The following is a 25784-nucleotide window of genomic DNA, read 5'->3' on the forward strand; positions in this document are numbered from 1 at the left end:
TGTTGCGTCTCTGTCGATTTATTCCATTCAGCGGAATATCTGGCCGGTAACCATACGGTTTGATGCGCTGTCTGAATCCGTGTGCCACAGCCTGTGCGGATTTGCTTGTGAGCATTCATTCAGGGATTTCCCGATGATCGCCTGATGAAATGACGTGGCCGTGAGTTCGTCAATATATTCCATCAAACGGAATATAAGACAAATTTCTATCATTCATTGGAATTTTAAATTGACGGTCGAAAATTTGGCTAGCTAGAGTCGCTTCAACGCAATGCGATCGATTCAGGAAGGCCAGACCATGTCGTTCCTCACGTTGACGGATGTGTCGAAATCGTTCGGCGACTTGCAGGCGGTCGCCGATATCAACCTGTCGGTGGAAAAGGGCGAATTCGTGTCGCTGCTCGGCCCCTCGGGCTGCGGCAAAACCACGACGCTGCAGATGATTGCCGGCTTCGTGGAGGCCACGCACGGCCGCATCACGCTCGATGGCCGCGACATCACCCACATGCCGCCGAACAAGCGCGGCCTCGGCATCGTGTTCCAGAGCTACGCGCTGTTTCCGCACATGAGCGTCGAGCAGAACGTGAGCTTCGGCCTGGAGATGCGCGGCGTCGAGAAGGCCGAGCGCAAGGCGCGCATCCACGAGGCGCTTGCGCTGGTGCGTCTCGATGCCTATGCGCACCGCTTTCCGCGCGAACTCTCGGGCGGCCAGCGCCAGCGCGTGGCGATCGCGCGTGCGATCGTGATTGCGCCGCCGGTGCTGCTGCTCGACGAGCCGATGTCCAATCTCGACGCCAAGTTGCGCGAGGAGATGCAGTTCGAGTTGCGCGCGATTCAGCGCAAGATCGGCACGACCACGCTGATGGTCACTCACGATCAGTCGGAGGCGCTTTCGATCAGCGACCGCGTGGTCGTGATGGAGCATGGGCGCATCACGCAGGTCGATACGCCGTATCGCGCCTACGAACGCCCCGAGAACGACTTCGTCTCGCAGTTCATCGGCAAGGCCAACATGCTCGCGGGCCGCATCGTCGCGCGCGAGGGCGACACGATCCGCGTCGATCTCGGCAACGACCTCGCGGAGACGGGCTCGATGGCGCAGTTGCCCGAGCGCGCTCGGGCGGTAGGCGTGGGCGACGCGATCACGCTGTGCATCCGCCCCGAAAAGCTCAAGCTGTGCGCAAGCGGCTCGGGACGTCTCGCGGGCCGCGTGACGAGCCGCTTCTTCCTCGGCAGCCAGTGGCTCTACCGGCTCGACAGCCGTGCCGGAGAGATGCTCGTGTGCTGCCAGAACGAAGGCAATGAGCCGCTTGCGGAAGGCGACCAGGTGGGCATCGACTGGCATAGCGACGCGATTCGCTTCATCCGGCAGGACGGCCCCCATGTCTAGCACGCTTCCCGCTTCTCAACCCACTCCGCAACGCGCGCCGCGCGCCACGGCACACGGGGGCTGGCAGGCTTATCTGCCGCTGTGGCTCATGAGCGCGCCCGCGCTGTTGCTCTTCGCCGCGCTCGTGCTCGTGCCGCTCGCCATGACGTTCGCGCTGACTTTCTACCGTTTCGATCCGTCGAGCGGCCCAGTCGCCGCATTCGATCTGCACAACTATGTAGAGGTGCTCGGCTCGTCGTACTTCCATACGATCTTCCTGCGCACCTTCGGCATTGCCGCGTTGACCACGCTGCTGTGCGTCGTGATCGGCACGCCCGAGGCCTACATTCTCTCGCGCATGCAGGATCCGTGGCGCTCGCTATTCCTGCTCGTGATTCTTGCGCCGCTGCTCGTTTCGGTGGTGGTGCGCGCGTTTGGCTGGAGCATGCTGCTCAACACGAACGGCCTCGTGAACCAGTTCTTCGGCCTGTTCGGCGCGGGGCCCTTCAAGCTCGAATACACGACCTTCGCGATCGTCATTGCGCTCGTGCACGTGATGCTGCCGTTCATGGTGATTCCCGTGTGGACCTCGCTGCAGCGGCTCGATCCGCAAACGGAGCATGCGGCGCTCTCGCTGATGGCGTCGCCCGCCACCACGCTGCGCCGCATCGTGCTGCCGCAACTGTTGCCCGGCATTCTCTCGGGCAGCCTCATGGTGTTCGGCCTCTCGGCAAGCGCGTTCGCGATTCCGGGCCTGCTGGGCGGCAGGCGCCTGAAAGTGGCGGCGACCGCCGTCTACGACCAGTTCCTCAGTTCGATGAACTGGCCGCTCGGCGCAACGATCGCCGTGCTCCTGCTGGTCGCGAATCTGGTGGTGATGCTCACGTACTACCGCGTGCTCGAGCGCCGCTACGCCCGCAGCATGGGCTGATGTTCCTGCATCGTCGGATTACACATCATGCGCAAAAACGGACTGCTCGCTCTCACGTTCCATAGCCTGGTCATCCTGTTCGTGCTGGCGCCGCTCGTCATCGTCATTCTCGTGGCCTTTACGCCCGACGAAACCCTGACGCTGCCCACGCACGGTTTTTCGCTGCGCTGGTTCCGTGCCATTCTCGACTACCCGGACTTCATCACGGCATTCTTCAACAGCCTGAAGCTCGCCTTCGCCTCGGCCACGCTCTCGCTCGCCATCGCGCTGCCGGCCGGGCTCGCGATTGGCCGCGCGCGTTTCCCGGGGCGCGGTTTTCTCAACGCGCTGCTGCTTTCCCCGCTCGTGATACCGGGCCTCGTGCTGGGCATCGCGCTGCTGCGCTTCTTCGCGCTGATCGGCGCAACCGGATCGTTCGCCTGGCTGATTCTCGCGCACATGATCATCATCACGCCGTTCGTGATGCGGCTCGTGCTCGCCTCGGTGAGCGGCCTCGACCGCAGCATCGAGCATGCGGCCTCGTCGCTCGGCGCGAACGCGTGGACCACGTTCCGTCGCGTCACGCTGCCGATGATCGTGCCCGGCATCACGGGCGGGTGGCTGCTCGCGTTCATCAATAGTTTCGATGAACTGACGATGTCGATCTTCGTGACGTCGCCGCAGACCGTCACACTGCCCGTGCGCATGTACATGTACGCGACCGAATCGATCGACCCGATGATGGCGTCCGTATCGGCGCTCGTTATTTTTATTACCGCGGGCGCGATGCTGCTGCTCGATCGCGTCTACGGGCTCAATCGCATCCTGATCGGGCGGCACTGAACGCAGTGCCGATACTTCGCCTGACTTTTTGACGCCAGCCAGTTGACCGCATATGAGCACCGTCACGCCGCTTCCCTTTGCCCAGTTTGTCCGTGTTGCCGAAACGGCTCGCGCACGCGTGTCCTTCGTTCTCGACGGCGTCGAGGTCGAGGCGCTCGCGGGCGACACGCTGCTCACCGCGATCCTCACGCAGCAGCGGCGCGTGCGCCGCAGCGAATTCAGCGGCGCGCCGCGCGCGGGCTTTTGCCTGATTGGCGCGTGCCAGGACTGTTGGGTCCGCTGCGAGGACGGCACACGGCTGCGCGCTTGCTCGACGCCGTTGCGCGAAGGCATGCGTGTGCTCACGCAAGACAATCCGGATAACGAAGGAATTGGGAAATGAGCACGATGACTCCTCGTATCGTTATCGTCGGGGCGGGGCCGGCCGGCATTCGCGCTGCACAGACGCTCGTCGCCGCTGGCCTGCGGCCGACCGTGATCGACGAGAACGCGCGCTGGGGCGGGCAGATCTATCGCCAACCCGAGGCGGGCGCCGGTTTTTCGCGCACCAGGGCCGCGCTCTACGGCTTCGAGGCGACGAAGGCTCACGCGGCTCACGAAGCCATGGCACAGATTCTTTCGAAGATCGACTACCGGCCCGATACGCTCGCCTGGTCGTGCGAGCCCGGGCGGATCGAGACCTTGGGCGAGGGCAGGGAAGCGAGCGTGCCGTGGTCGCATTTGATCATCGCGAGCGGCGCGACCGACCGCATCGTTCCGCTGCCTGGCTGGACCCTGCCCGGCGTCTATACGCTCGGCGGCGCACAGGTCGCGCTCAAGGCGCAAGGCTGCGCGATCGGCCATCGTACCGTGTTTGCAGGGACCGGCCCTCTGCTCTATCTCGTCGCTTACCAATACGCAAAAGCGGGTGCGCAGGTGGCTGCGGTTCTCGACACCAGCCCGTTCTCGCGCCAGGCCGCTGCCGCGCCCGCGCTGCTCAATCAACCGGCCACGTTCGCGAAGGGCGTTTATTACGTGGCCTCGCTCAAGGCGCGCGGCGTGCGTGTCGAGCATGGCGTGTCTCTCGCGGCCATCGATGGCCGCGAGGCCGTCGAAGCGGTTCGCTGGCGCTCGGCCAAAGGTGTCGAGCAGCGTCTCGCATGCGACGCCGTCGGCCTCGGTTACGGCCTGCGTCCGGAAACGCAGCTCGCCGATCTTGCGGGCTGCCGCTTCGGCTTCGATGCGCTCAACCGCTGCTGGCTGCCCGAGCGCGACGCGGCAGGCCGTAGCTCCTTCGAAGGGGTCTATCTCGCGGGCGACGGCGCGGGAATCGCGGGCGCGGATGCAGCGGAACTGGCGGGCCGCCGTGCCGCGCTCGCCGTGCTCGAAGACCTCGGCATCGCATCGGCGGGGCAGTCGCACGATGCGGCCACCATCGAGAAACGTCTCGAACGCATCGCGCGCTTTCGTGCGGGTATCGAGCAGGCCTTTACGCCGCCCGCCGATTGTGCCGCCAGTTGGCCCGACGATCTGACCGTCTGCCGCTGCGAGGAAGTGAGCGCGGGCACGTTGCGCAGTTGTATCCGCAGTGGCCTTGCAACGGAAGTCAATCGTCTGAAGGCGCTCACGCGCATCGGCATGGGACGCTGCCAGGGACGCATGTGCGGCGAATCGGCCGTGGCGCTGCTCAGCGCGGAAACCGGCAAGCCGCTGCACGAAGTGGGCCGGTTGCGTAGCCAGGCGCCCATCAAGCCGATCCCGATTTCACCCATGCTGTTCGAGGACGGCGTTCAGGTCGTCGACGAGGAAGCCCACGATGAATGACACACGCCATTTCCAGGTGGTGATCGCGGGCGGCGGGCTCGTGGGTGCTTCGGCGGCGCTCGCGCTCGCACGCAAGGGCTTGAGCGTGGGCCTGTTCGAGCGCCGCTTTTGCGGCGCGCAGGCAAGCGGCGTGAACTACGGCGGCGTGCGCACCCAGGGCCGTTCCGCCGAGCAGTTGCCGCTGGCGGTACGGGCCCGGCGCGTCTGGAGCCGTCTGCCCGAACTGATCGGCATCGACGGGGAGTTCGTTGTATCGGGGCATTTGCGCCTCGCGCGCCGCGAGAGCGACATCGAGGCGCTTCACGCATGGTCCGCGATGGCGCGCGAACACGGTGTCGAGTCGCAGGTCATGAGCGGCGACGCGTTTCGCCGCCGCTACCCGTGGGTCGGCAAGGCCGCGATAGGCGGGTCGCTGTGCGCGAGCGACGGCCAGGCGAATCCGCGTCTCGTCTCGCCCGGCTTCGCGGCGGCGGCGCGCCGCGCGGGCGCGCACGTGCAGGAGCAAACCGCGCTCGGCAACCTGAGCTTTGATGGGCGCCGCTTCCAGATGCGCGCTGGCGAAGCACGCATCAGCGCCGACTGGTTCATCAATGCCGCCGGCGCCTGGGCCAACACCGTCGCGGGCGCATTCGGGGAGGTGGCGCCGATGAAGCCGATTTATCCGAACATGTGGGTGACCGAGCCGCTGCCGCGTTTTATTCAGCACAACCTGGGCGTGTATGGCGGCGGCGTCTACGCGCGCCAGGTCGAGCGCGGCAACTGCGTGATCGGCGGCGGCCGCGGACACGGCGACGGCGAGTACGCGCAGCCTTCCAGCGATACCACGCGCGCCGTCATGCGCGAAGCCTGCGCGCTGCTGCCCGGACTGCGCAACGCGTTGCTGATTCGCACCTGGAGCGGCGTAGAAGGCGAAACGCCGGATAGCAATCCCATCATTGGCCCCAGCCATACCACGCCACGCTTGCTGCACGCCTTCGGCTTTTCCGGCGGCGGCTTTTTGCTCGCGCCGGGCGTGGGTGAAGTTCTTGCTGAGCTCGTCATCGAAGGCACAGCGAGCACGCCCATCGAACCGTTTTCAATCGGCCGCTTCACCGAGCCTTCCGTTCATGCCGCTCTCCCCATCCAATAAGGAGTCCACTTGATGAAATTCGCACGCACATTGGCTTCGCTGGCTGCGCTTTGCGCCTTGGGTCTTTCCACCTCTGCCTGGTCGCAGACGAAGACGATCTATATCGGCATGAACGGCGGTCCGATGGAGAAGGCCTACACGAGCCAAGTCCTGCCCGACTTCGAAAAGGCCAATAACGTCAAAGTCGTGGTCGTGCCGGGCACGTCGTCCGACGTGCTGGCCAAGCTCATGGCGAACCGCAACAGCCCGCAGATTCATGTGGCTTTCCTCGACGACGGCGTGATGGCGCGCGCGGTCAGCATGGGCGTGTGCGAGAAGCTCGACGATTCGCCGGTGCTCAAGGAACTGTATCCGTTCGCGCGCATGAAGGGCGACATGGGCGCGGGCGTGCAACTCGGCATGACCGGCATCGGCTACAACACCAAGCTGTTCGCCGAGAAAGGCTGGGCGCCCCCCACTTCATGGCTCGATTTTGAAAATCCCAAGTACAAGGGCAAAGTGGTGTTCCAGTCTGCTTCCAGCAGCACCTTCGGGCTGCACGGCTTTCTGGCCATCAACCGCCTGATGGGCGGCAGCGAGAACAACGTCGAGCCGGGCTTCACGAAGTGGCCGAGCACGGTGGGGCCGAACGTCGTCGAATATATTCCGAACTCCGCCAAGCTCTCGGAGATGATCCAGACGGGCGAGGCCGGTATCTTCCCGCTCACGCCCACTGCCGTCGGCGACCTGAAGGATAAGGGCTTGCCCGTGGCCTATGCGAATCCGAAGGAAGGCGCGGTGCTGCTGCTCGTCGACCTGTGCGTCGTGAAGAACAATTCCGATCCGCAACTCGCGCAAAAACTCGCGCAATTCCTGCTTTCGGCGCCTGCTCAAAGCAAGGCCGCGGCTGCCGGCAAGCAGATTCCCACCAATCAGAACGCGACCATGCCGCCGGACATGCAAAAGAGCCTTGGCGACCTCAACCAGCTCGTGAAGAAGGTGACGGTGGTGGACTGGGACGTGATCAACCAGCATCGCGCACAGTGGGATTCGCGCTGGAACCGGCAGATCGAGCAATGAACTGACGCGTGCATGGATGCCGCTCGCCATGCACGCGTCTTGTGACGGCAGCGACGCGTAGCCAGACCGGTCTCGGGCGCTGACTACGCGGCGACGCCCGCTTGCAGGAAATCGTCGACGAGCGGTGCAAGCACGCGCGCATGCTCGCATGCGAGGTCGTGGCCGCCGCCGTTCACCACGTCGAGCTCCGAGTTCGGCAACAGTTCGAGCAGTTTTTCGCCGACGGCTAGCGGGCTGATGGGATCCGCGTCGCTCCACAGCAGCATGACCGGCTGCTGGACATACGCAAGCTCGCTCGTGAGGTCCTCGCGCAAGGTGAGGAACCAGTCGGGCAAGTGCGGGTTTTGCGCGGCGAATTCCTCGCGCCAGTCGCTCGCGCCGAGCGCCTGGGTGTCCAGGCCGCCCGAGGTGGCGGCAAGCACCAGATGCGTGACGAGCGCCGGCTTGGCCAGCGCGGCACGCAACGCGAGCACGCCGCCCATCGACTGGGCGATCAGCGCGCTAGGCCGGTCGATCTGCTGGACGATCTGGCGCACGAGATCCTCGAAATTCTCGACCTCGGGGTCCGCGGGTGCGCCGCCGAAACCCGGATAAGTGAGGAAGCGACGCTCGGCGGGATGCTCGAGCTGGTCTGCGAGCGGCTGCCAGAACGCGGGATCGCCCGACGCGCCGGGCAGGAACAGGAGTTGGGTGGGAGCGTTCACGTTGGAAGGCCTGTAGCGTGGGTCTTGCGGATTCCGCGCAGTTGCGGTCGCGGGCTGCGCCGCCGGGTCGCCGTTGAGGCGTCGCCGCCGGAGTGGGAGCCGCCGATCTTAGCACGGGCCCAGGCTCGCGCCGCCTCGCGCGGGGCGGAACGGGCGAGGCATCGGCGAACGCATGGACCAACACGTGCGGCACGACCGATCGCTGACGGTACAATGTGCCCCGGTCAGGTTGGCTTTGCCCGAGCGCAGCGCTCGTGCCCAGTTGAAAACAAGGCCGAAAGCCGGGCAATGCGCCCGCCCATTTCCAGATGACGATTATGCAAAACAAGCCGGCGCGCGGCACGCCTTTGCCCGCATACGAACAGATCAAGCGCCACGTCCTCGCCCAGATCGAAAGCGGCGCGCTCAAGCCGGGCGACGTCGTGCCCTCCGAAACGGAGATGGTCAAGGAGTTCGGTGTTGCGCGCATGACCGTTTCGCGCGCGCTGCGCGAACTCATGGCCGAAGGGGTGCTGAACCGCGTGCGCGGTTCGGGCACCTATGTCGCGCCGCGCCAGTACGAATCGACGGTCCTGCAGATCCGCAACATCGCCGATGAAATCGCCGCGCGCGGCCATCGCCACACGGCGCGCGTGCTCGCGCTGGAATCCAGCGAGGACCCGAATGCCATCGCCGCGCTCGAACTCGACGCCGGGCCGGCGTTTCATTCGCGCATCGTGCACTACGAAGAGGGTGAGCCGATTCAGTACGAGGATCGCTACGTCAATCCCGAGGTATTTCCCGACTATCTCGCGCAGGATTTCACGCTCGAAACGCCGAACAATTACATGGTGCGCCTCGCGCCCATTCAGCGCGCGGAGTTCCGCATCTACGCGCAAAAGCCGGACGCGCACGTGCGCCAGCATCTCGCCATGGAAATCGGCGAGCCCTGCCTGTTGCTGCTGCGCCGCACGTGGGTCGGCAAGCACGTCGCGACTTCGGTGCGGCTCTGGCACCCGGCTTCGCGCTTCCATCTGGCCGGCACCGTCTGAAATGGCGCGGCTTCGCGCCGCTGCCATCATCTTGTCTAGTCAATAGGCGCCTTCGTCCGGCGTTCCATCCCTTCTATCCCTTGAGTCCCCGCTGGAAAACCCGCCAGGGTAATTCCCTACGCTTGTTTTGTCGAAACGAGTTGTATATACAACTTGGCGGCGGTAGACTGGTGCTCACGTTGCCGCGACGCCGTTTCCGGCCATCGCCCGGTGTGGGCAGAAGGGCCTGGGCCGCGCAAGAACTTCTATCCCGAGACGAATGCCATGAACCATCCGAACTTCACCGATCCCCGCCTCGACCCGAGCCGCACGATCCGCGCACCGCGCGGCAGCGAGAAGGTGTGCAAGACCTGGCTGGCCGAAGCCGCGTACCGCATGATCCAGAATAATCTGGACCCGGAAGTGGCCGAGCACCCGCACGCGCTGGTGGTGTACGGCGGCATTGGCCGCGCCGCGCGCAACTGGGAATGCTATGACCAGATTCTGGCGTCGCTGAAGGACCTGAACGAAGACGAAACGCTGCTGATCCAGTCGGGCAAGCCGGTGGGCGTGTTCCGCACGCATGCCGACGCGCCGCGCGTGCTGCTCGCGAACTCGAACCTCGTGCCGCACTGGGCCACGTGGGAGCACTTCCACGAACTCGACCGCAAGGGCCTCATGATGTACGGCCAGATGACGGCGGGCAGCTGGATCTACATCGGCTCGCAGGGCATCGTGCAGGGCACCTACGAGACGTTCTTCTCGGTGGCGAACCAGCACTTCAAGGGCGACCCGTCGGGCCGCTGGATCCTCACGGGCGGCCTGGGCGGCATGGGCGGCGCGCAGCCGCTGGCCGCGACGATGGCGGGCTTCTCGATGATCGCGGTGGAATGCGACGAGACGCGCATCGACTTCCGCCTGAAGACGCGCTACGTGGACCGCAAGGCCAGGACGCTCGACGAGGCGCTGGCCATCGTCGAGGAAGCGAAGAAGGCGGGCAAGCCGGTTTCGGTGGGCCTGCTGGGCAACGCGGCTGACGTGTTCGCCGAGTGCGTGGCACGCGGCATCACGCCGGACTGCGTGACGGACCAGACGAGCGCGCACGACCCGATCAACGGTTACCTGCCGCAGGGCTGGACGGTCGAGCAGTGGCGCGAGGCGCAGAAGGTGGCGCCGGAAAGCATCGTGAAGGTGGCTAAGCAGTCGATGGCGCACCAGGTGAAGGCGATGCTGACGCTGCAGGAACGCGGCGCGGCGACGCTCGACTACGGCAACAACATCCGCCAGATGGCGCTGGAAATGGGCGTGGAGAACGCGTTCGACTTCCCGGGCTTCGTGCCGGCGTACATCCGCCCGCTGTTCTGCGAGGGCAAGGGCCCGTTCCGCTGGGTGGCGCTCTCGGGCGATCCTGAGGACATCTACAAGACGGACGCGAAGGTCAAGGAGCTGATTCCGGACGATCCGCACCTGCACAACTGGCTGGACATGGCGCGCGAGCGCATCGCGTTCCAGGGTCTGCCGGCGCGGATCTGCTGGGTGGGCGTGAAGGACCGCTATCGTCTGGGCCAGGCGTTCAACGAGATGGTGAAGAACGGCGAGCTGAAGGCGCCGATCGTGATTGGCCGCGACCACCTGGACACGGGTTCGGTGGCAAGCCCGAACCGCGAGACGGAATCGATGAAGGACGGCTCGGATGCGGTGAGCGACTGGCCGCTGCTGAACGCGTTGCTGAATACGGCGGGTGGCGCGTCGTGGGTGTCGCTGCACCATGGCGGCGGAGTGGGCATGGGCTTCTCGCAGCACTCGGGCGTGGTGATCGTGGCGGACGGCACGCAGGCGGCGCACGAGCGTCTGGGCCGTGTGCTGCTGAACGATCCGGCGACGGGCGTGATGCGTCACGCGGATGCGGGCTACGAGCTTGCGCAGCGGACGGCGCGCGAAGCCGGGCTCAAGCTGCCGATGCTGGGCCGATGAGCATCGCCCGCGAGGTAGACGAAGCGGGCGCCGCGCGGCTCACGCTGCTGCGCGGGGCGGATCTCGTGGCGTCGCCGTGGAAGAACGGCGGCGGCGTCACGCGCGAGATCGCGCTCGCGCATCTGCCGGGCGCCGTGCCGGGCCAGGCTGCCGATGGGTTCGCATGGCGCGTGAGCGTGGCGGACGTCGGGCAGGCCGGCCCGTTCTCGCGTTTCGACGGCGTGGCGCGCACGCTGGTGCTGCTCGAAGGCGCCGGCATGGTGCTCGACGAGACGGCGGCGGACGGCGGTGCGCCGGTGCGCACGCATACGCTGACGCAGGCGCTCGATGTTGCGCGCTTCGACGGCGAAGCGCCGATCGATGCGCGCCTCGTCGACGGGCCCACGCGCGACTTCAACCTGATGGTGCGCCGCGACGCGGCGCGCGCGCAGTTCGAAGTGTGGCGCGAGAACGTGGCGCGCCGCATCGAGGCCGACACCGTGCTGCTCTATTGCGCACAGGGCGAAGCGAAGGTGCGCGTGAATGGCGGCGAGCTCACGGCGCTCGCGGCCGGCGACACGCTGCGCATCGACACGACGCATTTGGCGCGTGCTGTGCGGATCGAAACGCGAGGCGAGGGCGCACTGCTCGCCATGGCCCTCGACATCGTGAACGCGCAAGCGAATCGAGAACCTTCGAGAACCTGATAGCGACGCGGCGCCTCGCAGCGCCGCGCAATCTCCATGAACCAGACTGTCTGGCATCACCTGAAGCTGTGCCCGCAGGGCGACCCCCGGCACACCATCGAAGACGCGGCCATCGCCGTCGAGAACGGCAAGATCGCGTGGCAGGGCGCGGCGGCGTCGTTGCCGGCGAAGTTCGCGCAGTGGCCGCGCGAAGACCTCAAGGGCGCGTGGGTGACCCCGGGCCTCGTGGACTGCCACACGCACCTCGTGTACGGCGGCCAGCGCGCCGACGAATTCGCGCAGCGCCTCGCGGGCGTGAGCTACGAAGAGATCGCGCGCAATGGCGGCGGCATCGTCTCGACGGTGCGCGCAACGCGCGCCGCAAGCGAAGCGGAGCTCTACGCGCAATCGGCCGCGCGCCTCGAGCCGCTGCTCGCCGAGGGCGTCACTGCCGTCGAGATCAAGTCGGGCTACGGCCTCGAACTCGCCGCTGAGCGCAAGATGCTTCGCGTCGCGCGCCAACTCAGCGAGCGCTATCCGGTCACGGTGCGCACGACCTTCCTCGGCGCTCACGCATTGCCGCCCGAATTCGCGGGACGCGCCGACGACTATATCGACGAAGTGTGTAATCGCATGCTGCCCGCGCTGGCCGACGAAGGCCTCGTCGATGCGGTGGACGTTTTCTGCGAACGCATCGGCTTTTCGGTCGCGCAGAGCGAGCGCGTGTTCGAAGCCGCCGCGCGCCGCAATCTGCCGGTCAAGATGCACGCGGAGCAATTGTCGAACAGCGGCGGCGCGGCGCTGGCTGCGCGTTACGGCGCCTTGTCGTCGGACCATCTGGAGTTTCTCGACGAAGCCGGCGTGGCGGCGATGAAAGCCGCGGGCAGCGTCGCGGTGCTGCTGCCGGGCGCTTATTACTTCATTCGCGAAACGCAATTGCCGCCGCTCGACTTGCTGCGCCGCTACGAGGTGCCGATTGCGATCTCGACAGACAGCAATCCGGGCACGTCTCCGACCACGTCACTACTGCTCATGATGAATATGGCGACCACGCTGTTCCGCATGACCGTGCCCGAGGTGCTGCAAGGCGTGACGCAACACGCGGCGCGTGCGCTCGGCGACGCCGAGCGGCACGGCACGCTCGCCGAAGGACGCCCGGCGGACTTCGCGGTGTGGGACGTGCAATCGCTCGCGGAACTGGCTTACTGGATCGGCCGGCCGCTTTGCGCACGCGTCGTGCGCGGCGGCAAGACGGTCTTCGAGCGTCGCTCGAAGACGATTTGAACGCATGAATTGAACGCTTGAAGCAGGCATCGACTATGAATTCCAACTCACGCGCGCTGTTCGCGACGCACGCCTGGCTACCGCAAGGGTGGCGCCGCAACGTGCTGCTCGAATGGGATGCGGCGGGCAACCTCCAACGCGTCCAGGCCGACCTTCCGGCCGCGCCCGCGGGCGTCGCCCAGGCGTCAGGCCCGCTCATGCCAGGCATGCCTAATCTTCATTCGCACGCTTTTCAGCGCGCGATGGCCGGACTCACCGAATACCGCGCGAATCCTACCGACAGCTTCTGGAGCTGGCGCGATCTGATGTATCGCTTCGCTGCGCGCATCACGCCTGACGATCTCGGCGCGATCGCGCGCTGGCTTTACGTGGAAATGCTCAAGGCCGGCTATACGTCGGTCTGCGAATTCCACTACGTGCATCATGCGCACGACGGGCAACGCTATGCCAACCCGGCCGAGCTTGCACAGCGCGTGGTCGATGCCGCGAGCGAGACCGGCGTGGGCATGACCATGCTGCCCGTGCTCTATCAGCACAGCGGTTTCGGCGCGCGTGCGCCGCGCGACGATCAGCGGCGCTTCATCAATACGCCTGAGCAACTGCTCTCGATCATCGAGGCCGTGCGCGGCGAGCGGCCCGAGCATGGCGCATTGCGCTACGGCGTGGCGCCGCATTCGCTGCGCGCGGTCTCGCAGGCGTCGCTGTGCACGCTGCTCGAGGGTCTCGATGCAGCGTTGCCGGGCGCACCCGTGCATATCCATATCGCCGAGCAAACCGCCGAAGTCGACGCTTGCGTCGAGACCGAAGGCGCGCGCCCGGTGCAATGGCTGCTCGATCGCTTCGACGTGAACGCGCGCTGGTGCCTCGTGCATGCCACGCATGTTGACGCTCAGGAGACCAAGGCGCTCGCGAAGAGCGGCGCGGTGGCGGGGCTGTGCCTCACCACCGAGGCGAATCTCGGCGACGGCATTTTCCCTGCGCACGACTATCTCGACGCGCAGGGCGTGTTCGGCGTGGGTTCGGACAGCCATATCGGCGTGGACTGGCGCGCGGAACTGCGCCTGCTCGAATATGGGCAGCGTCTCGTGCGGCGCGAGCGCAACGTGCTGGCCGCGCCGCAGGCGGCGAACGTGGCGGACCGGCTGTTTGCCGCCGCGCTCGCGGGCGGCGCACGCGCTGCAGGCCGCGCAGTGGGCGCGCTCGAAGCGGGCGCGCGCGCCGACTGGATCGTGCTCGATCCGCAGCATCCCGATCTCGCGGAAAAGACGCCGCAGACGTGGCTCTCTTCGGTCGTGTTCTGCGAGCATGGCGAAACGCCCGTGCTCGACGTCTACACTGCCGGCGAGAAAGTGGTCGAAGGCCGGCGTCATCGCGCAGAAGAGCGCCTTTACGCGGACTATCGCAAGACGCTTGCGCGTTTGCTGGCCGACACATGAACGCAGCAAGCTCGACGATGTGCGCTGTAATCCACTGAACGGACCGACTCATGACAGACCTCTACACACTCGAGCGCGGCGACGCGCCGCTCATCGTTTCGATCCCGCATCTGGGCACGTCCATCCCCGAGTCGCTGCGCGGCCAATATACGGATGTGGCCCTGAGCCTCGCCGATACCGACTGGCATCTCGATCGCCTCTACGCCTTCGCGAAGTCGCTGGGCGCGACGATTCTGGGCGCGCGCGTCTCGCGCTATGTGATCGACCTGAACCGTCCACCCAACGACGAAAGCCTGTATCCGGGGCAGACCACTACGTCGCTGTGCCCGACCGAAACGTTCCGCGGCGAGCCGCTCTACCGTGACGGTTGCGCGCCCGATGCCGCCGAGCGCCAGCGCCGCGTGGCCGCGTACTGGCAGCCGTATCACGATACTTTGCATGCCGAACTGAAGCGTCTGCGCGGCAAGCATGCGAACGTGCTGCTCTGGGAGGCGCACTCGATTGCGAGCGTGTTGCCGCGTCTCTTCGAAAGCAAATTGCCCGACTTCAATATCGGCACGCAGGAAGGCCGCACCGCGCATGCATCGGTGCAGGCACGCGTCGAACTGGCTGCGGCAGGCAGCGGATACACGTGGGTGGCGAACGGGCGCTTCAAGGGTGGCTATATCACGCGCCATTTCGGCGCGCCGCTCGACGGCGTGCATGCGGTCCAGCTCGAAATGTGCCAGTCCACCTATATGAACGAGCATGCTCCGTTCGACTACGCGCCGGCGCTGGCCGACAAGGTCGAGCCGGCGTTGCGCGAGATGGTGAGTGGCGCGCTCGACGCCGTGAAGGCGCTGAATGCCGCGATCGCCTGAAGACGGAACGTGTACGCAATAAAAACCGGCTCTGGATCATCGATCCAGAGCCGGTTTTTTCCTTTCGGAAACCCGTTCGGAAATCCCAATACTCAGCGCAGCATTTCCGCTAGCGTGTTGAACAGCAGCGTGCGCTTGTTCGACTTACGATGGATCATGCCCACGGTGCGCATGAACGGCGGATTGCAAAGCGGAATCAGCCGCAGGTTGGCATCGTCGTGCCAGTGGCCGTTATGGAGCACAGGCAGCACGCTCACGCCCACATCGTTGCGCACCAGCGAAACGATTGTTTCGATGGAATTGAGTTCGAGATATTCCTGCGGTTTAATGCCGAGCGTGCGCAAGGCTTCGTCGATCACGGCGCCTGTCGGCACGCGGCGGTCGAAGCGCAGGAAGCTGCGTTCGCGCAGGATGCGGCGCGCGGTGCCTCCCGTCTCGCCGCCCTCGGTGGCGCGGCTCGTCACCAGCATGAGCGGCTCTTCATAAAGCGGCGTCCATGCGAGCGATTCGTGCAGCGCGCCGTCCGCATTGCCAACCACCACGGCGAGATCGACGTCGCCTTCTTCCACCATGCGCGCTAGCTCCGCGGAGCGCGCCGAGGTGAGTCGCACTTCGAGTTCGGGATGCTCGGTCTTCAGATGCGCGACGGCGAGCGAGAGGGCGCCGATCACCGACACCACGGCGCCGACGATGACCGAGCCGCGAATCGTGTCGTCGGCACGAGCCGGCAACTCGTCGATCAGTTCGAGAATGCGCTCGACTTTCGCGCAGATTTCGCGGCCCTCGCGCGTCAACGCGACCTGGCGCGCGCGGCGATCGAAGATCTGCCGGCCCAGTGCTTCTTCGAGCCCGCGCATCTGCAGGCTCACAGCCGCCTGCGTGAGCGCGGTCCGTTCCGCTGCGAGGGCGAATGAGCCGCTACGGGCCACGGCGTGCAGGGTACGCAGCATGCGCAGGGAAAGCATGTAAGCAAATTTTAAGTATTGAAAACAAAATATTAATATTTTTTTGCTCAAGCCTTCAAGATAATCGACGCATCGGCATTCCAGCTATTTCCAATCTTTCCGTTCGATACCGCCATGACACGCTTTGACTGGCAGAACCCTTATCCGACGCCGCGCCTGCCGGTGTTCGCCCGCAACATCGTCTCGACCTCGCATCCGCTTGCCGCGCAGGCGGGCCTGCGCATGCTCTGGAAGGGCGGCAATGCCGTGGATGCCGCGATTGCGGCAGCGGCGGCCATCACCGTGGTCGAGCCGGTGTCGTGCGGCCTGGGCGGTGACGCCTTCGCGCTCGTCTGGGACGGCGCGCAACTGCACGGGCTGAATGCCTCGGGCACCGCGCCCGCCGCCTGGAACCCCGATTACTTCCGGCGCAAGTACGGCGAGGAAAACGGCCTCGCGATGCAGCCCAAGCGCGGCTGGGACACCGTCACCGTGCCCGGCGTGATTGCCGGCTGGGAAGCGTTGCACGCGAAGTTCGGCTCGCTGTCGTTTGCCGAATTGATGGAGCCCGCGATCGAGATCGCCGAGCGCGGCTACGCGCTTGCCTTGATCGTCGCGCACAAATGGCAGGCGGCCATTCCCGAGTTGCACGACCAGCCCGGTTTTGCCGAGACCTTCATGCCGCGCGGCCGCGCGCCCGAGGTGAGCGAGCGCGTGTGCCTGCCGGGCCACGCGGCCACGCTGAGGCGGCTCGCCGAGCTCGGTCCGCGCGCCTTCTACGAAGGGGAAATCGCCGAGCGCATCGCTGCGTTCGCGCGCGAGGGCGGCGGGGCGCTCACGAGCGACGATTTGCGCAACTATCGCGCCGATTGGGTGAAGCCAATCTCGAAGGAATATCGTGGCTATCGGATGCATGAGATTCCGCCCAACGGTCAGGGCATCGCCGCGCTCATCGCGCTGGGCATTCTCGAGCAGTTCGACGTGACGTCGTTGCCGCGCGATGGCATCGAGTCGCAGCATCTGCAGATCGAGGCCATGAAGCTCGCATTCGCCGATGTCTATCGCTATGTCGCCGATCCGCGCTCGATGGAAGTGACGCCCGAACAGATGCTCGACGACGCCTATCTCAAGGAGCGCGCGAAACTCATCGACCTCAAGCGCGCGACGCAGTTCGATTTCGGCATGCCGAGGTCGGGCGGCACGATCTATCTGTCCGCTGTCGACGAACGCGGCATGATGGTGAGCTTCATCCAGTCGAACTACATGGGCTTTGGCTCGGGCGTGGTGGTGCCGGGAACGGGCATCGCGCTGCAGAATCGCGGCTGCGGGTTCTCGATGGACCCGGTCTCGCCCAACGTCGTCGAAGGCGGCAAGCGCCCGTTCCACACCATCATTCCCGGGTTCCTCACGCAGCAGGTGGAGGGCCGCGAAGAGGCGGTCATGAGCTTCGGCGTGATGGGCGGCGACATGCAGCCGCAAGGCCATCTGCAGACGGTCGTGCGCATGCTCGACTACGGCCAGCAGCCGCAGGCCGCTTGCGATGCGCCGCGCTGGAAGGTGAATCGCGATTTCTCGGTCGATATCGAATCGACGCTCGACGCGCAGGTTGCCGAAGAGCTTGCGGCGCGGGGTCACGAGATCAAGAGCATCGACGATCCGTATATGGACTTCGGCTCTGGCCAGTTCATCTGGAAGCTCGATCGCAATGATCCCGAGCGCGGCTACGTGGCAGCGAGCGATTCGCGCCGCGACGGGTTGGCCGCGGGGTTCTGATTGCGTGCAGGGCCGGCGATGCGTGCAACGCGGCCGGCCAGCGCTGGAGCGCCGGCTTTTGATTTTTCCAGATCACTAAGTACAACAAAGCAATAGAGCAGGGAGACGAGACATGAAGAGTGGTTCGCAATCCATTGCGGATGTCATGGCGCCTGAAAGCGACAGCGGCCAAAAGACGCCGCTCACGCGCGCCATGGTGCGCCGCATCGTGTTTTCTTCGTCCATTGGCAACGCGCTCGAATGGTTCGATTTTCTCGTCTACGGCTATTTCGCGCCGTTGATAGCGAAGCAGTTCTTTCCCGTGCACGACGAATGGCTTTCGACGCTGCTCGCAATCGGCACCTTCGGCATTTCGTTTTTGATGCGTCCGCTCGGCGCCATCGTGCTGGGCATCTATGGCGACCGCAAAGGGCGCAAGGCCGCGCTGACGCTCGCCATTGCGTTCATGATGGCAGGCACGCTCGCGATGGCCGTGATGCCGACGTACGCCACGATCGGCATCGCGGCGCCGTTGCTCGTCCTGCTCGCCCGTCTCGTGCAGGGCTTCGCGGTAGGCGGCGAGTTCGGCAGCGCGACGGCGTTCATGGTCGAGCACAGCAGCACGCGGCGTGGCTATTACGCGAGTTGGCAATTCGCCAGCCAGGGCGCGGCGGCGATTCTCGCGGCCTCGTTCGGCTCGTTGCTGGCGCTCTGGCTGCCGCCCGCGGAGCTGGCCTCGTGGGGCTGGCGCGTGCCGTTTTTCTTTGGGCTCGTGCTGGGTCCCGTGGGTTATTACATTCGTTCGCATCTTGACGAAACGCCCGAGTTTCTCGCGAACCGCGAAGCAATCTCGAGGCAGGACGTTGCGCCTGTGAAGCACGAGCATGTCGGCCGCCGCTGGACTGATTTGCTGCTCGCGGTGGGCATCGTCGCACAGTCGACGGTCGGCGTGTATATCCTCCAGCTTTATATGCCGCTGTATGCGGTGAAGCAGCTTCACATGGCAGCGGCTACCTCGTTCGGCGTGGTCGTGCTCAACGGCGGCCTGCAATTCGCGCTTTCGCCGGTCATGGGCGCATTGTCCGATCGCATCGGACGCCTGCGTATCATGCTCACCACGTCGGTTTTGCTGGCGGCGCTCACTTACCCCATGTTTGCCTGGCTAAAGGCGCACCCCACGCTTGAATGGCTGCTCGTGCTGCAAGGCGCGGCCGGTATTTTCAAGGCTGCCTATTCCGGCCCGATGCCCGCGCTCATGTCGGAGATCTTTCCTGTGCAGATGCGCTCGGCCGGTTTGTCGATTGCCTATAGCCTGGGCGTGACGCTGTTCGGCGGTTTCGCGCCCACCATCGCCGAGGTGTTGATTCATTGGACCGGCAACACGCTCGCGCCTGCTTGCTACGTTTCGCTCGCCGCGATCATTTCGGGTATTTCGCTTTCGATCGTGGGCTGGCGCATGCCGCGGCCATCGCGTGCTCGTTGAGCACAACTGTCCGTATCGCTGAACGGACCACGAGGCAGTGCTATATTCGCGGTCCCCGTCGCAATCCAGCGATGAAAAGCTTACGTTTTGACAGGTAGTGGAGAGTGTATGGCAATTGAATACCGGGGTTTTCAAATCAATATCGATACGAAAGCGGATGCAACGGACACGCAGTGGCTATGCCGCGCGGAAATCAAAGGGACGGAAGCTGAAATGCGCGATGTCGCGTTGCCTTGCATGGAGCTTGCGTTTCCCAAACTCAAGATCGACGTGCTGATGGTGGTCAGCATGGTGGAGCATAAGGCTCGTCAATCCGTCGATGAGTGGCTGGCAGCACAGCCGGTCATGGCGTGAGCGCGATGGCGCCTCGCCTGGAAGACTGAAAGGCAGATATTCGCCGCAGGGGCCCGTGAGGGCCCCTTGTCATTGGCGCCGAAGCTTGTGCCCGTCCGGCCTTTCCATTTGATCAAGCCGGGTTGAACTCATTGCGGGTCCGTTCGCCGGGAAATGCTCGCCAGTATCCGGACATTCACATATTCATCAATAAAAATTCGACATGCTGATTAATTGGCGTGCCGGGCAGAGTGTGCGTCGACCGCTTGAAAGATGACAAAAATATCATTTTCGGATCATGTTTGCATTGCATCGGGACCGTAGCATCGGCGGCAAGTCATTCTTCATGCCATCCGCCCATGCATCCGCGCAACCTCATTGCCGCCGCGCTCATGGCTCTGTGCTATTCCGCGCACAGCCAGCCGCTCGCGGAACCTGTTCCATCCGCGCAGGACGCCCCTAAGGCGCTTTCACTGGACGACGCGCTCGGCATTGCCGCTGCGAGTAATCCAGTGTTGCGCAGCGCCGTGGCCAGCGCAAACGCGTCCAGCGGAGCGCTCATGCAGGCAGGCGCGCGTCCGAACCCGAATCTCTCACTGTTGCAGGAAGGTTTTGGCGGCACGGACCGCACCAGCACGGCATTGATCGAGCAGACCTTCGAACTGGGCGGCAAACGCCAGGCGCGGCTCGATGTGGCGTCGTATGGCCGCCAGGCGGCGCTGGCTTCGCTCGACGGGCAGGCGGCGCAGCTTCGCGCAGCGGTGATCACCGCGTTCTACGACATGCTCGCCGCCCAGCGCCAGATGCAGATGGCGCAGGAGTCGGCCGATACCGCGCTGCGCTCGGCCGATATGGCCGACAAGCGCGCCCGCGCCGGCAAGATCTCGCCCGTCGAATCGACCAAGGCGCGCGTGGCCGCCGCCGATGCGCAAATCGCGCTCGCTTCGGCGCGCACGCAGGCGGCGCTCGCGATGGAGAAGCTCGCGAACGTCACCGGAAGCCCGCAAGTGCGCAACCGCCCGGTGACGGGCGATCTCGACGCGCTGCCTGAAATCGAGCCGTTGTCGGCCTTGCAGTCGAGGCTCGACGAGTCGCCTGCGTCGCGCGTCACGCAGGCCGAAGTGCTGCGCAGCAACGCGCTCGTGAGCGTGCAGAAAGCGCGGCGCATGCCCGACATCACCGTCAGCGCCGGTATGAAGCGGGTCTGGACGTCAGGTATTCCGGATAACCAGGCAGTAGTCGGGGTATCCATTCCATTGCCGATCTTCGACACCAACAAGGGTGCGGTTCTCGAAGCGGCCCACAACACCGAGAAGGCGAGTGCGGACCTCGACAGCGAAAAGGCGCGCCTGCAACTGGAGCTTGCGCAGTCCTGGTCGAGCTATGAGAACGCCGCACAGGAAGCGCGTCGGCTAAGGAATGAGGTCCTCCCCGCAGCGAAGCAGACGCTGGACGCCATGCTGCGCGGATTCGAATTGGGCAAATTCAGTTTCCTCGACGTGCTCGACGCACAACGCACGCTGTTTCAGGCGCAGTCCCAATACGTAAGGGCGCCGAGCGCCGCCCATCGGGCCCATGCCGAAATCGGCCGACTCGTCGGCACGCCGCTCGTCGCAGGTCGCGACAGCGCGACCTGCTTGAACTGAAGGATCGAACATGCTGCCCAAACAGAAGATTGCCGCTGCGGCGACTGCATTTTTATTTTGCGTCGCCATTGGCGCGTATGCGTTATCTGGGGAACTGGCTGCACAGAAAGGCGCGACCGCTGGCGCGCCCGACGAACCCAGGGCCGATGGCCTCGGCCCTCGCGGCGGCCGGATCGTCGCCGACGGCCCGTTGGGCGCTGAGATCGTGCTTGCAGAAAAGGCGGGAGACGCGCGCCTGATCGTCTATCCGTTCGTGGATGGCAAGCCGGTTCCCGATCGCGCGACGGTCAGCGCCACGATCACGCGCTACGACGGGTCGCGCGAGCTGCTGAAATTCACTGGAAAGGATGGGAAGTTTGGCAGTACGACAGGAATCGGCACGCCTCATGTGTTCGATGCGGCCATCAACATTCGAGTCGATGGGCGCTCCCGTTCGCTCAACTTTTCGCGTGCGGATGGCGTGGTGGCGCTGAGCCCATCGCAGGTCAAGGCGGCGAATATCGGGCTTGCCACGGTGGGGCCGGCGCAGATTCGCAGCAGTTTCCAGTTGCCAGGCGAAATCAAGTTCGACGAGGACCGGACTGCGCATGTCGTTCCGCGTGTCGCGGGCGTGGTCGAGCGCGTGAACGTCTCGATCGGGCAGCGCGTGCGGAAGGGCGAGGTGCTTGCCGTCATCGCGAGCACGGACCTCGCCGACCGGAGAAGCGAGCTGCTGACGGCCGAGCGGCGTCTCGCGGCGGCGCGTACCGCATACGCACGCGAAAAGACGCTTTGGCAGGAAACAATCTCGGCGGAGCAGGACTATCAACAGGCACAGGTGCAACTGCGCGAGGCCGAAATCGCAACACAGAATGCGCGCCAGAAACTTGCCGCGCTCAATGCCGCTGCGTCCGCGTCCGCGCTGAGCCTCTATGAACTGCGCGCGCCGTTCGCCGGAACCATCGTCGAGAAGCATTTGACGGCGGGCGAATCCATTGCGGCGGATGCCAACGTATTCGTGATTTCCGATCTGTCTTCGGTCTGGGCGGAAATGGCCGTGCCGGCGCAGCGCCTTAACGACGTTCGGGTCGGGCGCGAGGCCACGGTCAGCGCATCGGCGTTCGAATCGCGCGCCACCGGTTCGATTGCATACGTGGGCGCGTTGCTCGGCGAGCAGACGCGCACCGCGCCGGCGCGCGTGGTGCTCGCGAATCCCGAGGGCGCGTGGCGGCCCGGCCTGTTCGTGAACGTCTCGGTGGGGGCGGGCGAGCAGGACGTGCCGCTCGCCATTCAGGCCAGCGCGATTCAGGAGATCAGTGGCGCGGCCTCGGTGTTCGTGCAGTCGCCGAAGGGGTTCGTGGCGCAGCCCGTCGAACTCGGGCGGCGCGACGATCAGAACGTGGAAGTGCTGGGCGGACTGAAAAGCGGTCAGCGCTATGCGGCGGTGAACAGCTTCGTGCTCAATGCGGAGCTGACGAAGGACAGCGTGGAGGAGTGATCGACCATGTTTGAGCGGTTAATTGGCTTTGCCATCGCGAATCGCTGGCTCGTGATGTTGGCCACCGTCGCGGTGGCGGCCCTCGGCATCGCCAGTTTCCGGCAGTTGCCGATCGACGCGGTGCCCGACATCACCAACGTGCAGGTGCAGATCAACACCTCCGCGCCGGGCTACTCCCCGCTGGAAGCCGAGCAGCGCATTACCTGGCCGATCGAGACCGCCATGGCGGGCCTGCCGAATCTGCAGGAGACGCGTTCGATTTCGCGCTATGGCCTCTCTCAGGTGACGGTGATCTGGACATCTACTTCGCGCGCCAACTCGTCAACGAGCGCATTCAGGAGGCGAAGGACAAGCTCCCGCCGGGCGCGACGCCGTCCATGGGCCCCACGTCGACGGGCCTCGGCGAGATTTTCCTCTGGACCGTGGAGGCCTCGGAAAGCGCGAGGAAGGAGGATGGCAAGCCCTATACCCCGGCGGATCTGCGTGAACTGCAAGACTGGGTCGTGAAGCCGCAGCTGCGCAACGTGCCCGGCGTCACCGATGTCGACTCGATCGGCGGATACGTGAAGGAGTACCGCGTCGCGCCGAATCCCACGAGGATGATGTCGTACGGACTCACGCTCGCGGACATCGTGCGTGCGCTCGAGCGCAACAACGAAAACGTCGGGGCGGGCTACATCGAGCGCGAGGGCGAGCAATACCTCGTGCGCGTGCCGGGGCAGGCGCGCGGGCTGGACGATATCGCCAATATCGTCCTGACCAACGCGAGCGGCGTGCCGGTGCGCATGAAGGACGTCGGGCAATTGGGCATCGGCCGCGAGTTGCGCTCGGGCGCGGCAACCGAAAACGGCAAGGAAGTCGTGCTCGGAACCGTATTCATGCTGATAGGCGAAAACAGCCGCAGCGCGGCAAAGGCAGTGTCCCTGAAAATGGACGAGGTCAACCGCTCGCTGCCGCCGGGCGTGAAGGCCGTGCCGGCTTACGACCGCACCGTTCTGGTCGAAAAGGCCGTGCAGACGGTCAAGAAGAACCTGCTCGAAGGCGCGGTGCTCGTGATCGCCGTGCTGTTCATCTTTCTCGGCAACATTCGGGCCGCGCTCATTACGGCGCTTGTCATTCCGCTTTCGATGCTGATGACGTTCACCGGCATGGTCAACGCCAAAGTCAGCGCGAACCTGATGAGCCTGGGTGCGCTCGATTTCGGCATCATCGTCGATGGCGCGGTGGTCATTGTCGAGAACTGCATACGGCGGCTCGCGCACGCACAAGCTCGCGCAGGCAGGCCGCTCACGCGCGACGAGCGCTTCGCCGAGGTGATGCATGCTTCACGTGAGGCGCGCCGGGCCATGATATTCGGACAACTGATCATCATGGTGGTCTATCTGCCGATCTTCGCCTTGAGCGGCGTGGAAGGCAAGATGTTCCATCCGATGGCGATTACCGTGGTGATGGCGTTGGCCGCCGCGATGGTGCTCACCGTGACTTTCATCCCGGCGGCAGTGGCGCTGTTCATCGGCTCGCGGGTGAAGGAAAAGGAAAATCGCGTGATGGGCTGGGCCCGCCGCGCCTACGAGCCGGTGCTGGACCGCTTCATGGAGCGCCCGAAGCGCGTGCTGGTTGCGGCGGTGGCCATCGTCGGCGTTACCTTGCTGCTGGCCACGCGCCTTGGCAGCGAGTTCATTCCGAGCCTGAACGAAGGCGATCTCGCCATTTCCGCGCAGCGCATTCCGGGCACGAGCCTCACGCAGTCCGTGGAGATGGAGAAGGCGATCGAGAAGGCGCTCAAGGAGAAGTTCACCGAGATCGAGCGCGTGTTCGCGCGCACGGGCACGGCGGAAATCGCCGCGGATCCGATGCCGCCCAACGCATCGGACGGATAAATCATGCTCAAGCCGCAGGACCAGTGGCCCAACCCGCGCAAATCGCGCGAGGATCTGATGAAGGAAATCGAGGCCGTGCTGGCCGAGTTTCCCGGCAACGTCTACGAGTTCTCGCAACCGATCCAGTTGCGCTTTAACGAGCTGATTTCGGGCGTGCGCAGCGACGTCGCCGTCAAGGTGTTCGGCGACGACATGAACGTGCTCAACACGACAGCCGGCGAGATTGCCGCGGCGCTGCAGAAGGTGGCGGGCGCCACCGAGGTCAAGGTCGAGCAGACCACCGGCCTGCCGGTGCTCACGATCGAACTGGATCGCGACAAGCTTGCGCGCTACGGCGTGAGCGTGGCAGACGTGCAGGACACGGTGGCGGCTGCCGTGGGCGGCCAGAAGGCGGGCACGCTGTTTCAGGGCGACCGGCGCTTCGATATCGTGGTGCGTTTGCCGGAAGAGTTGCGCTCCGATGTGCAGGCCATCAAGCGCCTGCCCATCGCGCTGCCGGTTAGCGGGGCAAACGCCGCAACGACGGCCCCCACTACCGAGCTCGCGCCCTACGTGCCGCTCGCCGAACTCGCGACGGTGAAGATCGGCCCGGGCCCGAATCAGATCAGCCGCGACAGCGGCTAGAACGGCCGGGGAGTACCGCAGCATCGTTGAATCGAGCATCGACGAATATCAGCGGCTCTCGCGCATGATCGAGGACATGCTGTTTCTCGCGCGCTCCGAGAGTGCGCAGCATCCCCCGGGATTGCGCGAGCTCGACGCCGTGCAGGAAGCGCAGCGGGTAGCGGGCTATTACGAGCCCATGGCCGAGGACGCTTCAGTCGAACTGGTCGTGCGCGGCGAGGGCTGGGTGCAAGCCGATCTCATGCTCTTCCAGCGAGCGCTGAGCAATCTGGTTTCCAATGCGCTCGCGCACGCGCCAACAGGATCGACGATCGTTATAGAGTGCGAAGCATCGGGATCAGGAACGACAATGAGGGTATCGGATACGGGCGCGGGCATCGACGCCGGGCATCGCGAGAAGATCTTCGAGCGCTTCTACCGTGTGGATCCGTCGCGGAACAACTCCGCATCGGGAACGGGCTTGGGGCTCGCCATCGTCAAGTCCATCATGGAGAGCCACGGCGGGACTTGCGGCGTCGAAAGCCAGCCGCATGTCCGCACGACATTTTGGCTGCACTTTCCGGCGCGCGAGGTCTAGCGCCGGCCGCGCGGTGTGAAGG

20 protein-coding genes and 2 pseudogenes are annotated in these 25784 nt (G+C 65.0%); 20 read left to right on the forward strand and 2 right to left on the reverse strand.

The genetic code is table 11. From position 1 onward, the window contains the following. Nucleotides 1-298: 298 nt before the first annotated feature. From P5W99_RS20740 to P5W99_RS20770, 7 genes are read left to right on the forward strand one after another with little or no spacing between them, the layout of a single operon-like run. Nucleotides 299-1390 carry an ABC transporter ATP-binding protein gene (locus tag P5W99_RS20740; RefSeq protein WP_421026980.1) on the forward strand — a complete coding sequence of 364 codons (1092 nt, stop codon included), beginning with the start codon at nt 299-301 and terminating at the stop codon, nt 1388-1390. Next, nucleotides 1383-2300: an ABC transporter permease gene (locus P5W99_RS20745; RefSeq protein WP_421026981.1), complete on the forward strand. Its 918-nt coding sequence runs from the start codon at nt 1383-1385 to the stop codon at nt 2298-2300. The genes P5W99_RS20740 and P5W99_RS20745 overlap by 8 nt, the downstream gene beginning before the upstream one ends. A gap of 27 nt (nt 2301-2327) precedes the next feature. Beyond that, on the forward strand, nt 2328-3122 hold the full coding sequence (locus P5W99_RS20750; protein ID WP_421026982.1) for an ABC transporter permease: 795 nt from the start codon (nt 2328-2330) through the stop codon (nt 3120-3122). Between the two features lie 52 nt (nt 3123-3174). Beyond that, nucleotides 3175-3504, forward strand: coding sequence for a (2Fe-2S)-binding protein (locus P5W99_RS20755; protein ID WP_421026983.1), 330 nt, complete (start codon nt 3175-3177; stop codon nt 3502-3504). Beyond that, the gene (locus P5W99_RS20760) at nt 3501-4925 is read left to right on the forward strand and encodes an FAD-dependent oxidoreductase (protein ID WP_434662729.1); all 1425 of its coding nucleotides are present in this window, start codon (nt 3501-3503) and stop codon (nt 4923-4925) included. The genes P5W99_RS20755 and P5W99_RS20760 overlap by 4 nt, the downstream gene beginning before the upstream one ends. Beyond that, nucleotides 4918-6054 carry an NAD(P)/FAD-dependent oxidoreductase gene (locus P5W99_RS20765; RefSeq protein ID WP_421026985.1) on the forward strand — a complete coding sequence of 379 codons (1137 nt, stop codon included), beginning with the start codon at nt 4918-4920 and terminating at the stop codon, nt 6052-6054. Before P5W99_RS20760 ends, P5W99_RS20765 begins: the two co-directional genes overlap by 8 nt. A 12-nt stretch (nt 6055-6066) precedes the next feature. Beyond that, nucleotides 6067-7113, forward strand: coding sequence for an ABC transporter substrate-binding protein (locus tag P5W99_RS20770; protein WP_421026986.1), 1047 nt, complete (start codon nt 6067-6069; stop codon nt 7111-7113). An 83-nt stretch (nt 7114-7196) separates the two neighbouring features. Here the strand turns inward: P5W99_RS20770 and P5W99_RS20775 are convergent, their stop codons facing one another. Beyond that, nucleotides 7197-7817 carry an alpha/beta fold hydrolase gene (locus P5W99_RS20775; protein WP_421026987.1) on the reverse strand — a complete coding sequence of 207 codons (621 nt, stop codon included), beginning with the start codon at nt 7815-7817 and terminating at the stop codon, nt 7197-7199. 317 nt (nt 7818-8134) lie between these two features. Between P5W99_RS20775 and hutC the strand changes: the two genes are divergently transcribed. The 6 genes from hutC (at nt 8135) to hutG (ending at nt 15046) form a co-directional block, all read left to right on the forward strand. Then, a complete protein-coding gene (gene hutC, locus P5W99_RS20780) occupies nt 8135-8848 on the forward strand; it encodes a histidine utilization repressor (RefSeq protein WP_421027105.1) in 714 nt (237 codons plus the stop codon). A 264-nt stretch (nt 8849-9112) separates the two neighbouring features. Next, nucleotides 9113-10801 carry a urocanate hydratase gene (gene hutU / locus P5W99_RS20785; protein ID WP_421042689.1) on the forward strand — a complete coding sequence of 563 codons (1689 nt, stop codon included), beginning with the start codon at nt 9113-9115 and terminating at the stop codon, nt 10799-10801. After that, complete coding sequence (locus tag P5W99_RS20790; RefSeq protein WP_421025304.1) at nt 10798-11487, forward strand: HutD/Ves family protein; 690 nt, start codon at nt 10798-10800, stop codon at nt 11485-11487. The genes hutU and P5W99_RS20790 overlap by 4 nt, the downstream gene beginning before the upstream one ends. 36 nt (nt 11488-11523) lie before the next feature. Then, nucleotides 11524-12750 carry an imidazolonepropionase gene (gene hutI / locus P5W99_RS20795; protein ID WP_434662735.1) on the forward strand — a complete coding sequence of 409 codons (1227 nt, stop codon included), beginning with the start codon at nt 11524-11526 and terminating at the stop codon, nt 12748-12750. A 35-nt stretch (nt 12751-12785) separates the two neighbouring features. Beyond that, entirely contained in the window at nt 12786-14186 is a 1401-nt protein-coding gene (locus P5W99_RS20800; RefSeq protein ID WP_434662737.1) for a formimidoylglutamate deiminase, read from the forward strand. Between the two features lie 50 nt (nt 14187-14236). After that, nucleotides 14237-15046, forward strand: a complete 810-nt coding sequence (gene hutG, locus P5W99_RS20805) for an N-formylglutamate deformylase (RefSeq protein ID WP_421025307.1) — start codon at nt 14237-14239, stop codon at nt 15044-15046. 92 nt (nt 15047-15138) lie between these two features. Here hutG and P5W99_RS20810 read toward each other — a convergent pair whose 3' ends face one another. Further along, nucleotides 15139-16011 carry a LysR family transcriptional regulator gene (locus P5W99_RS20810; RefSeq protein ID WP_421026989.1) on the reverse strand — a complete coding sequence of 291 codons (873 nt, stop codon included), beginning with the start codon at nt 16009-16011 and terminating at the stop codon, nt 15139-15141. Between the two features lie 114 nt (nt 16012-16125). Between P5W99_RS20810 and P5W99_RS20815 the strand changes: the two genes are divergently transcribed. The 7 genes and pseudogenes from P5W99_RS20815 to P5W99_RS20845 all read left to right on the forward strand — a co-directional run. Further along, a complete protein-coding gene (locus P5W99_RS20815) occupies nt 16126-17763 on the forward strand; it encodes a gamma-glutamyltransferase family protein (RefSeq protein ID WP_421025308.1) in 1638 nt (545 codons plus the stop codon). A 145-nt stretch (nt 17764-17908) separates the two neighbouring features. Then, nucleotides 17909-19225: an MFS transporter gene (locus P5W99_RS20820; protein ID WP_421026990.1), complete on the forward strand. Its 1317-nt coding sequence runs from the start codon at nt 17909-17911 to the stop codon at nt 19223-19225. A 108-nt stretch (nt 19226-19333) separates the two neighbouring features. Further along, nucleotides 19334-19579, forward strand: a complete 246-nt coding sequence (locus P5W99_RS20825) for a hypothetical protein (RefSeq protein WP_421025309.1) — start codon at nt 19334-19336, stop codon at nt 19577-19579. Nucleotides 19580-19917: 338 nt separating this feature from the next. Next, nucleotides 19918-21204, forward strand: a complete 1287-nt coding sequence (locus tag P5W99_RS20830) for a TolC family protein (RefSeq protein WP_421025310.1) — start codon at nt 19918-19920, stop codon at nt 21202-21204. A 10-nt stretch (nt 21205-21214) separates the two neighbouring features. Then, the gene (locus P5W99_RS20835; RefSeq protein WP_421025311.1) at nt 21215-22681 is read left to right on the forward strand and encodes an efflux RND transporter periplasmic adaptor subunit; all 1467 of its coding nucleotides are present in this window, start codon (nt 21215-21217) and stop codon (nt 22679-22681) included. A 6-nt stretch (nt 22682-22687) separates the two neighbouring features. Continuing rightward, nucleotides 22688-25182, forward strand: a pseudogene (locus P5W99_RS20840) (efflux RND transporter permease subunit); the annotation flags it as partial. Next, nucleotides 25178-25762: pseudogene (locus P5W99_RS20845) on the forward strand (ATP-binding protein); the annotation flags it as partial. The pseudogenes P5W99_RS20840 and P5W99_RS20845, both read left to right, overlap by 5 nt. Nucleotides 25763-25784: the final 22 nt, after the last annotated feature.

It is taken from the genome of Paraburkholderia sp. A3BS-1L (assembly GCF_051125215.1).
Taxonomy (GTDB): Bacteria; Pseudomonadota; Gammaproteobacteria; order Burkholderiales; family Burkholderiaceae; genus Paraburkholderia.

What these genes read in the sequence shown, in the direction of transcription:
- P5W99_RS20750 (WP_421026982.1), top strand. Translation starts at nt 2,328, where the DNA reads ATGCGCAAAAACGGACTGCTCGCTCTCACGTTCCATAGCCTGGTCATC.
- P5W99_RS20810 (WP_421026989.1), bottom strand. Translation starts at nt 16,011, where the DNA reads ATGCTTTCCCTGCGCATGCTGCGTACCCTGCACGCCGTGGCCCGTAGC.
- hutU (WP_421042689.1), top strand. Translation starts at nt 9,113, where the DNA reads ATGAACCATCCGAACTTCACCGATCCCCGCCTCGACCCGAGCCGCACG.
- hutI (WP_434662735.1), top strand. Translation starts at nt 11,524, where the DNA reads ATGAACCAGACTGTCTGGCATCACCTGAAGCTGTGCCCGCAGGGCGAC.
- P5W99_RS20830 (WP_421025310.1), top strand. Translation starts at nt 19,918, where the DNA reads ATGCATCCGCGCAACCTCATTGCCGCCGCGCTCATGGCTCTGTGCTAT.
- hutG (WP_421025307.1), top strand. Translation starts at nt 14,237, where the DNA reads ATGACAGACCTCTACACACTCGAGCGCGGCGACGCGCCGCTCATCGTT.
- P5W99_RS20800 (WP_434662737.1), top strand. Translation starts at nt 12,786, where the DNA reads ATGAATTCCAACTCACGCGCGCTGTTCGCGACGCACGCCTGGCTACCG.
- P5W99_RS20760 (WP_434662729.1), top strand. Translation starts at nt 3,501, where the DNA reads ATGAGCACGATGACTCCTCGTATCGTTATCGTCGGGGCGGGGCCGGCC.
- P5W99_RS20740 (WP_421026980.1), top strand. Translation starts at nt 299, where the DNA reads ATGTCGTTCCTCACGTTGACGGATGTGTCGAAATCGTTCGGCGACTTG.
- P5W99_RS20825 (WP_421025309.1), top strand. Translation starts at nt 19,334, where the DNA reads ATGGCAATTGAATACCGGGGTTTTCAAATCAATATCGATACGAAAGCG.
- P5W99_RS20770 (WP_421026986.1), top strand. Translation starts at nt 6,067, where the DNA reads ATGAAATTCGCACGCACATTGGCTTCGCTGGCTGCGCTTTGCGCCTTG.
- P5W99_RS20790 (WP_421025304.1), top strand. Translation starts at nt 10,798, where the DNA reads ATGAGCATCGCCCGCGAGGTAGACGAAGCGGGCGCCGCGCGGCTCACG.
- P5W99_RS20755 (WP_421026983.1), top strand. Translation starts at nt 3,175, where the DNA reads ATGAGCACCGTCACGCCGCTTCCCTTTGCCCAGTTTGTCCGTGTTGCC.
- hutC (WP_421027105.1), top strand. Translation starts at nt 8,135, where the DNA reads ATGCAAAACAAGCCGGCGCGCGGCACGCCTTTGCCCGCATACGAACAG.
- P5W99_RS20765 (WP_421026985.1), top strand. Translation starts at nt 4,918, where the DNA reads ATGAATGACACACGCCATTTCCAGGTGGTGATCGCGGGCGGCGGGCTC.
- P5W99_RS20815 (WP_421025308.1), top strand. Translation starts at nt 16,126, where the DNA reads ATGACACGCTTTGACTGGCAGAACCCTTATCCGACGCCGCGCCTGCCG.
- P5W99_RS20820 (WP_421026990.1), top strand. Translation starts at nt 17,909, where the DNA reads ATGGCGCCTGAAAGCGACAGCGGCCAAAAGACGCCGCTCACGCGCGCC.
- P5W99_RS20745 (WP_421026981.1), top strand. Translation starts at nt 1,383, where the DNA reads ATGTCTAGCACGCTTCCCGCTTCTCAACCCACTCCGCAACGCGCGCCG.
- P5W99_RS20835 (WP_421025311.1), top strand. Translation starts at nt 21,215, where the DNA reads ATGCTGCCCAAACAGAAGATTGCCGCTGCGGCGACTGCATTTTTATTT.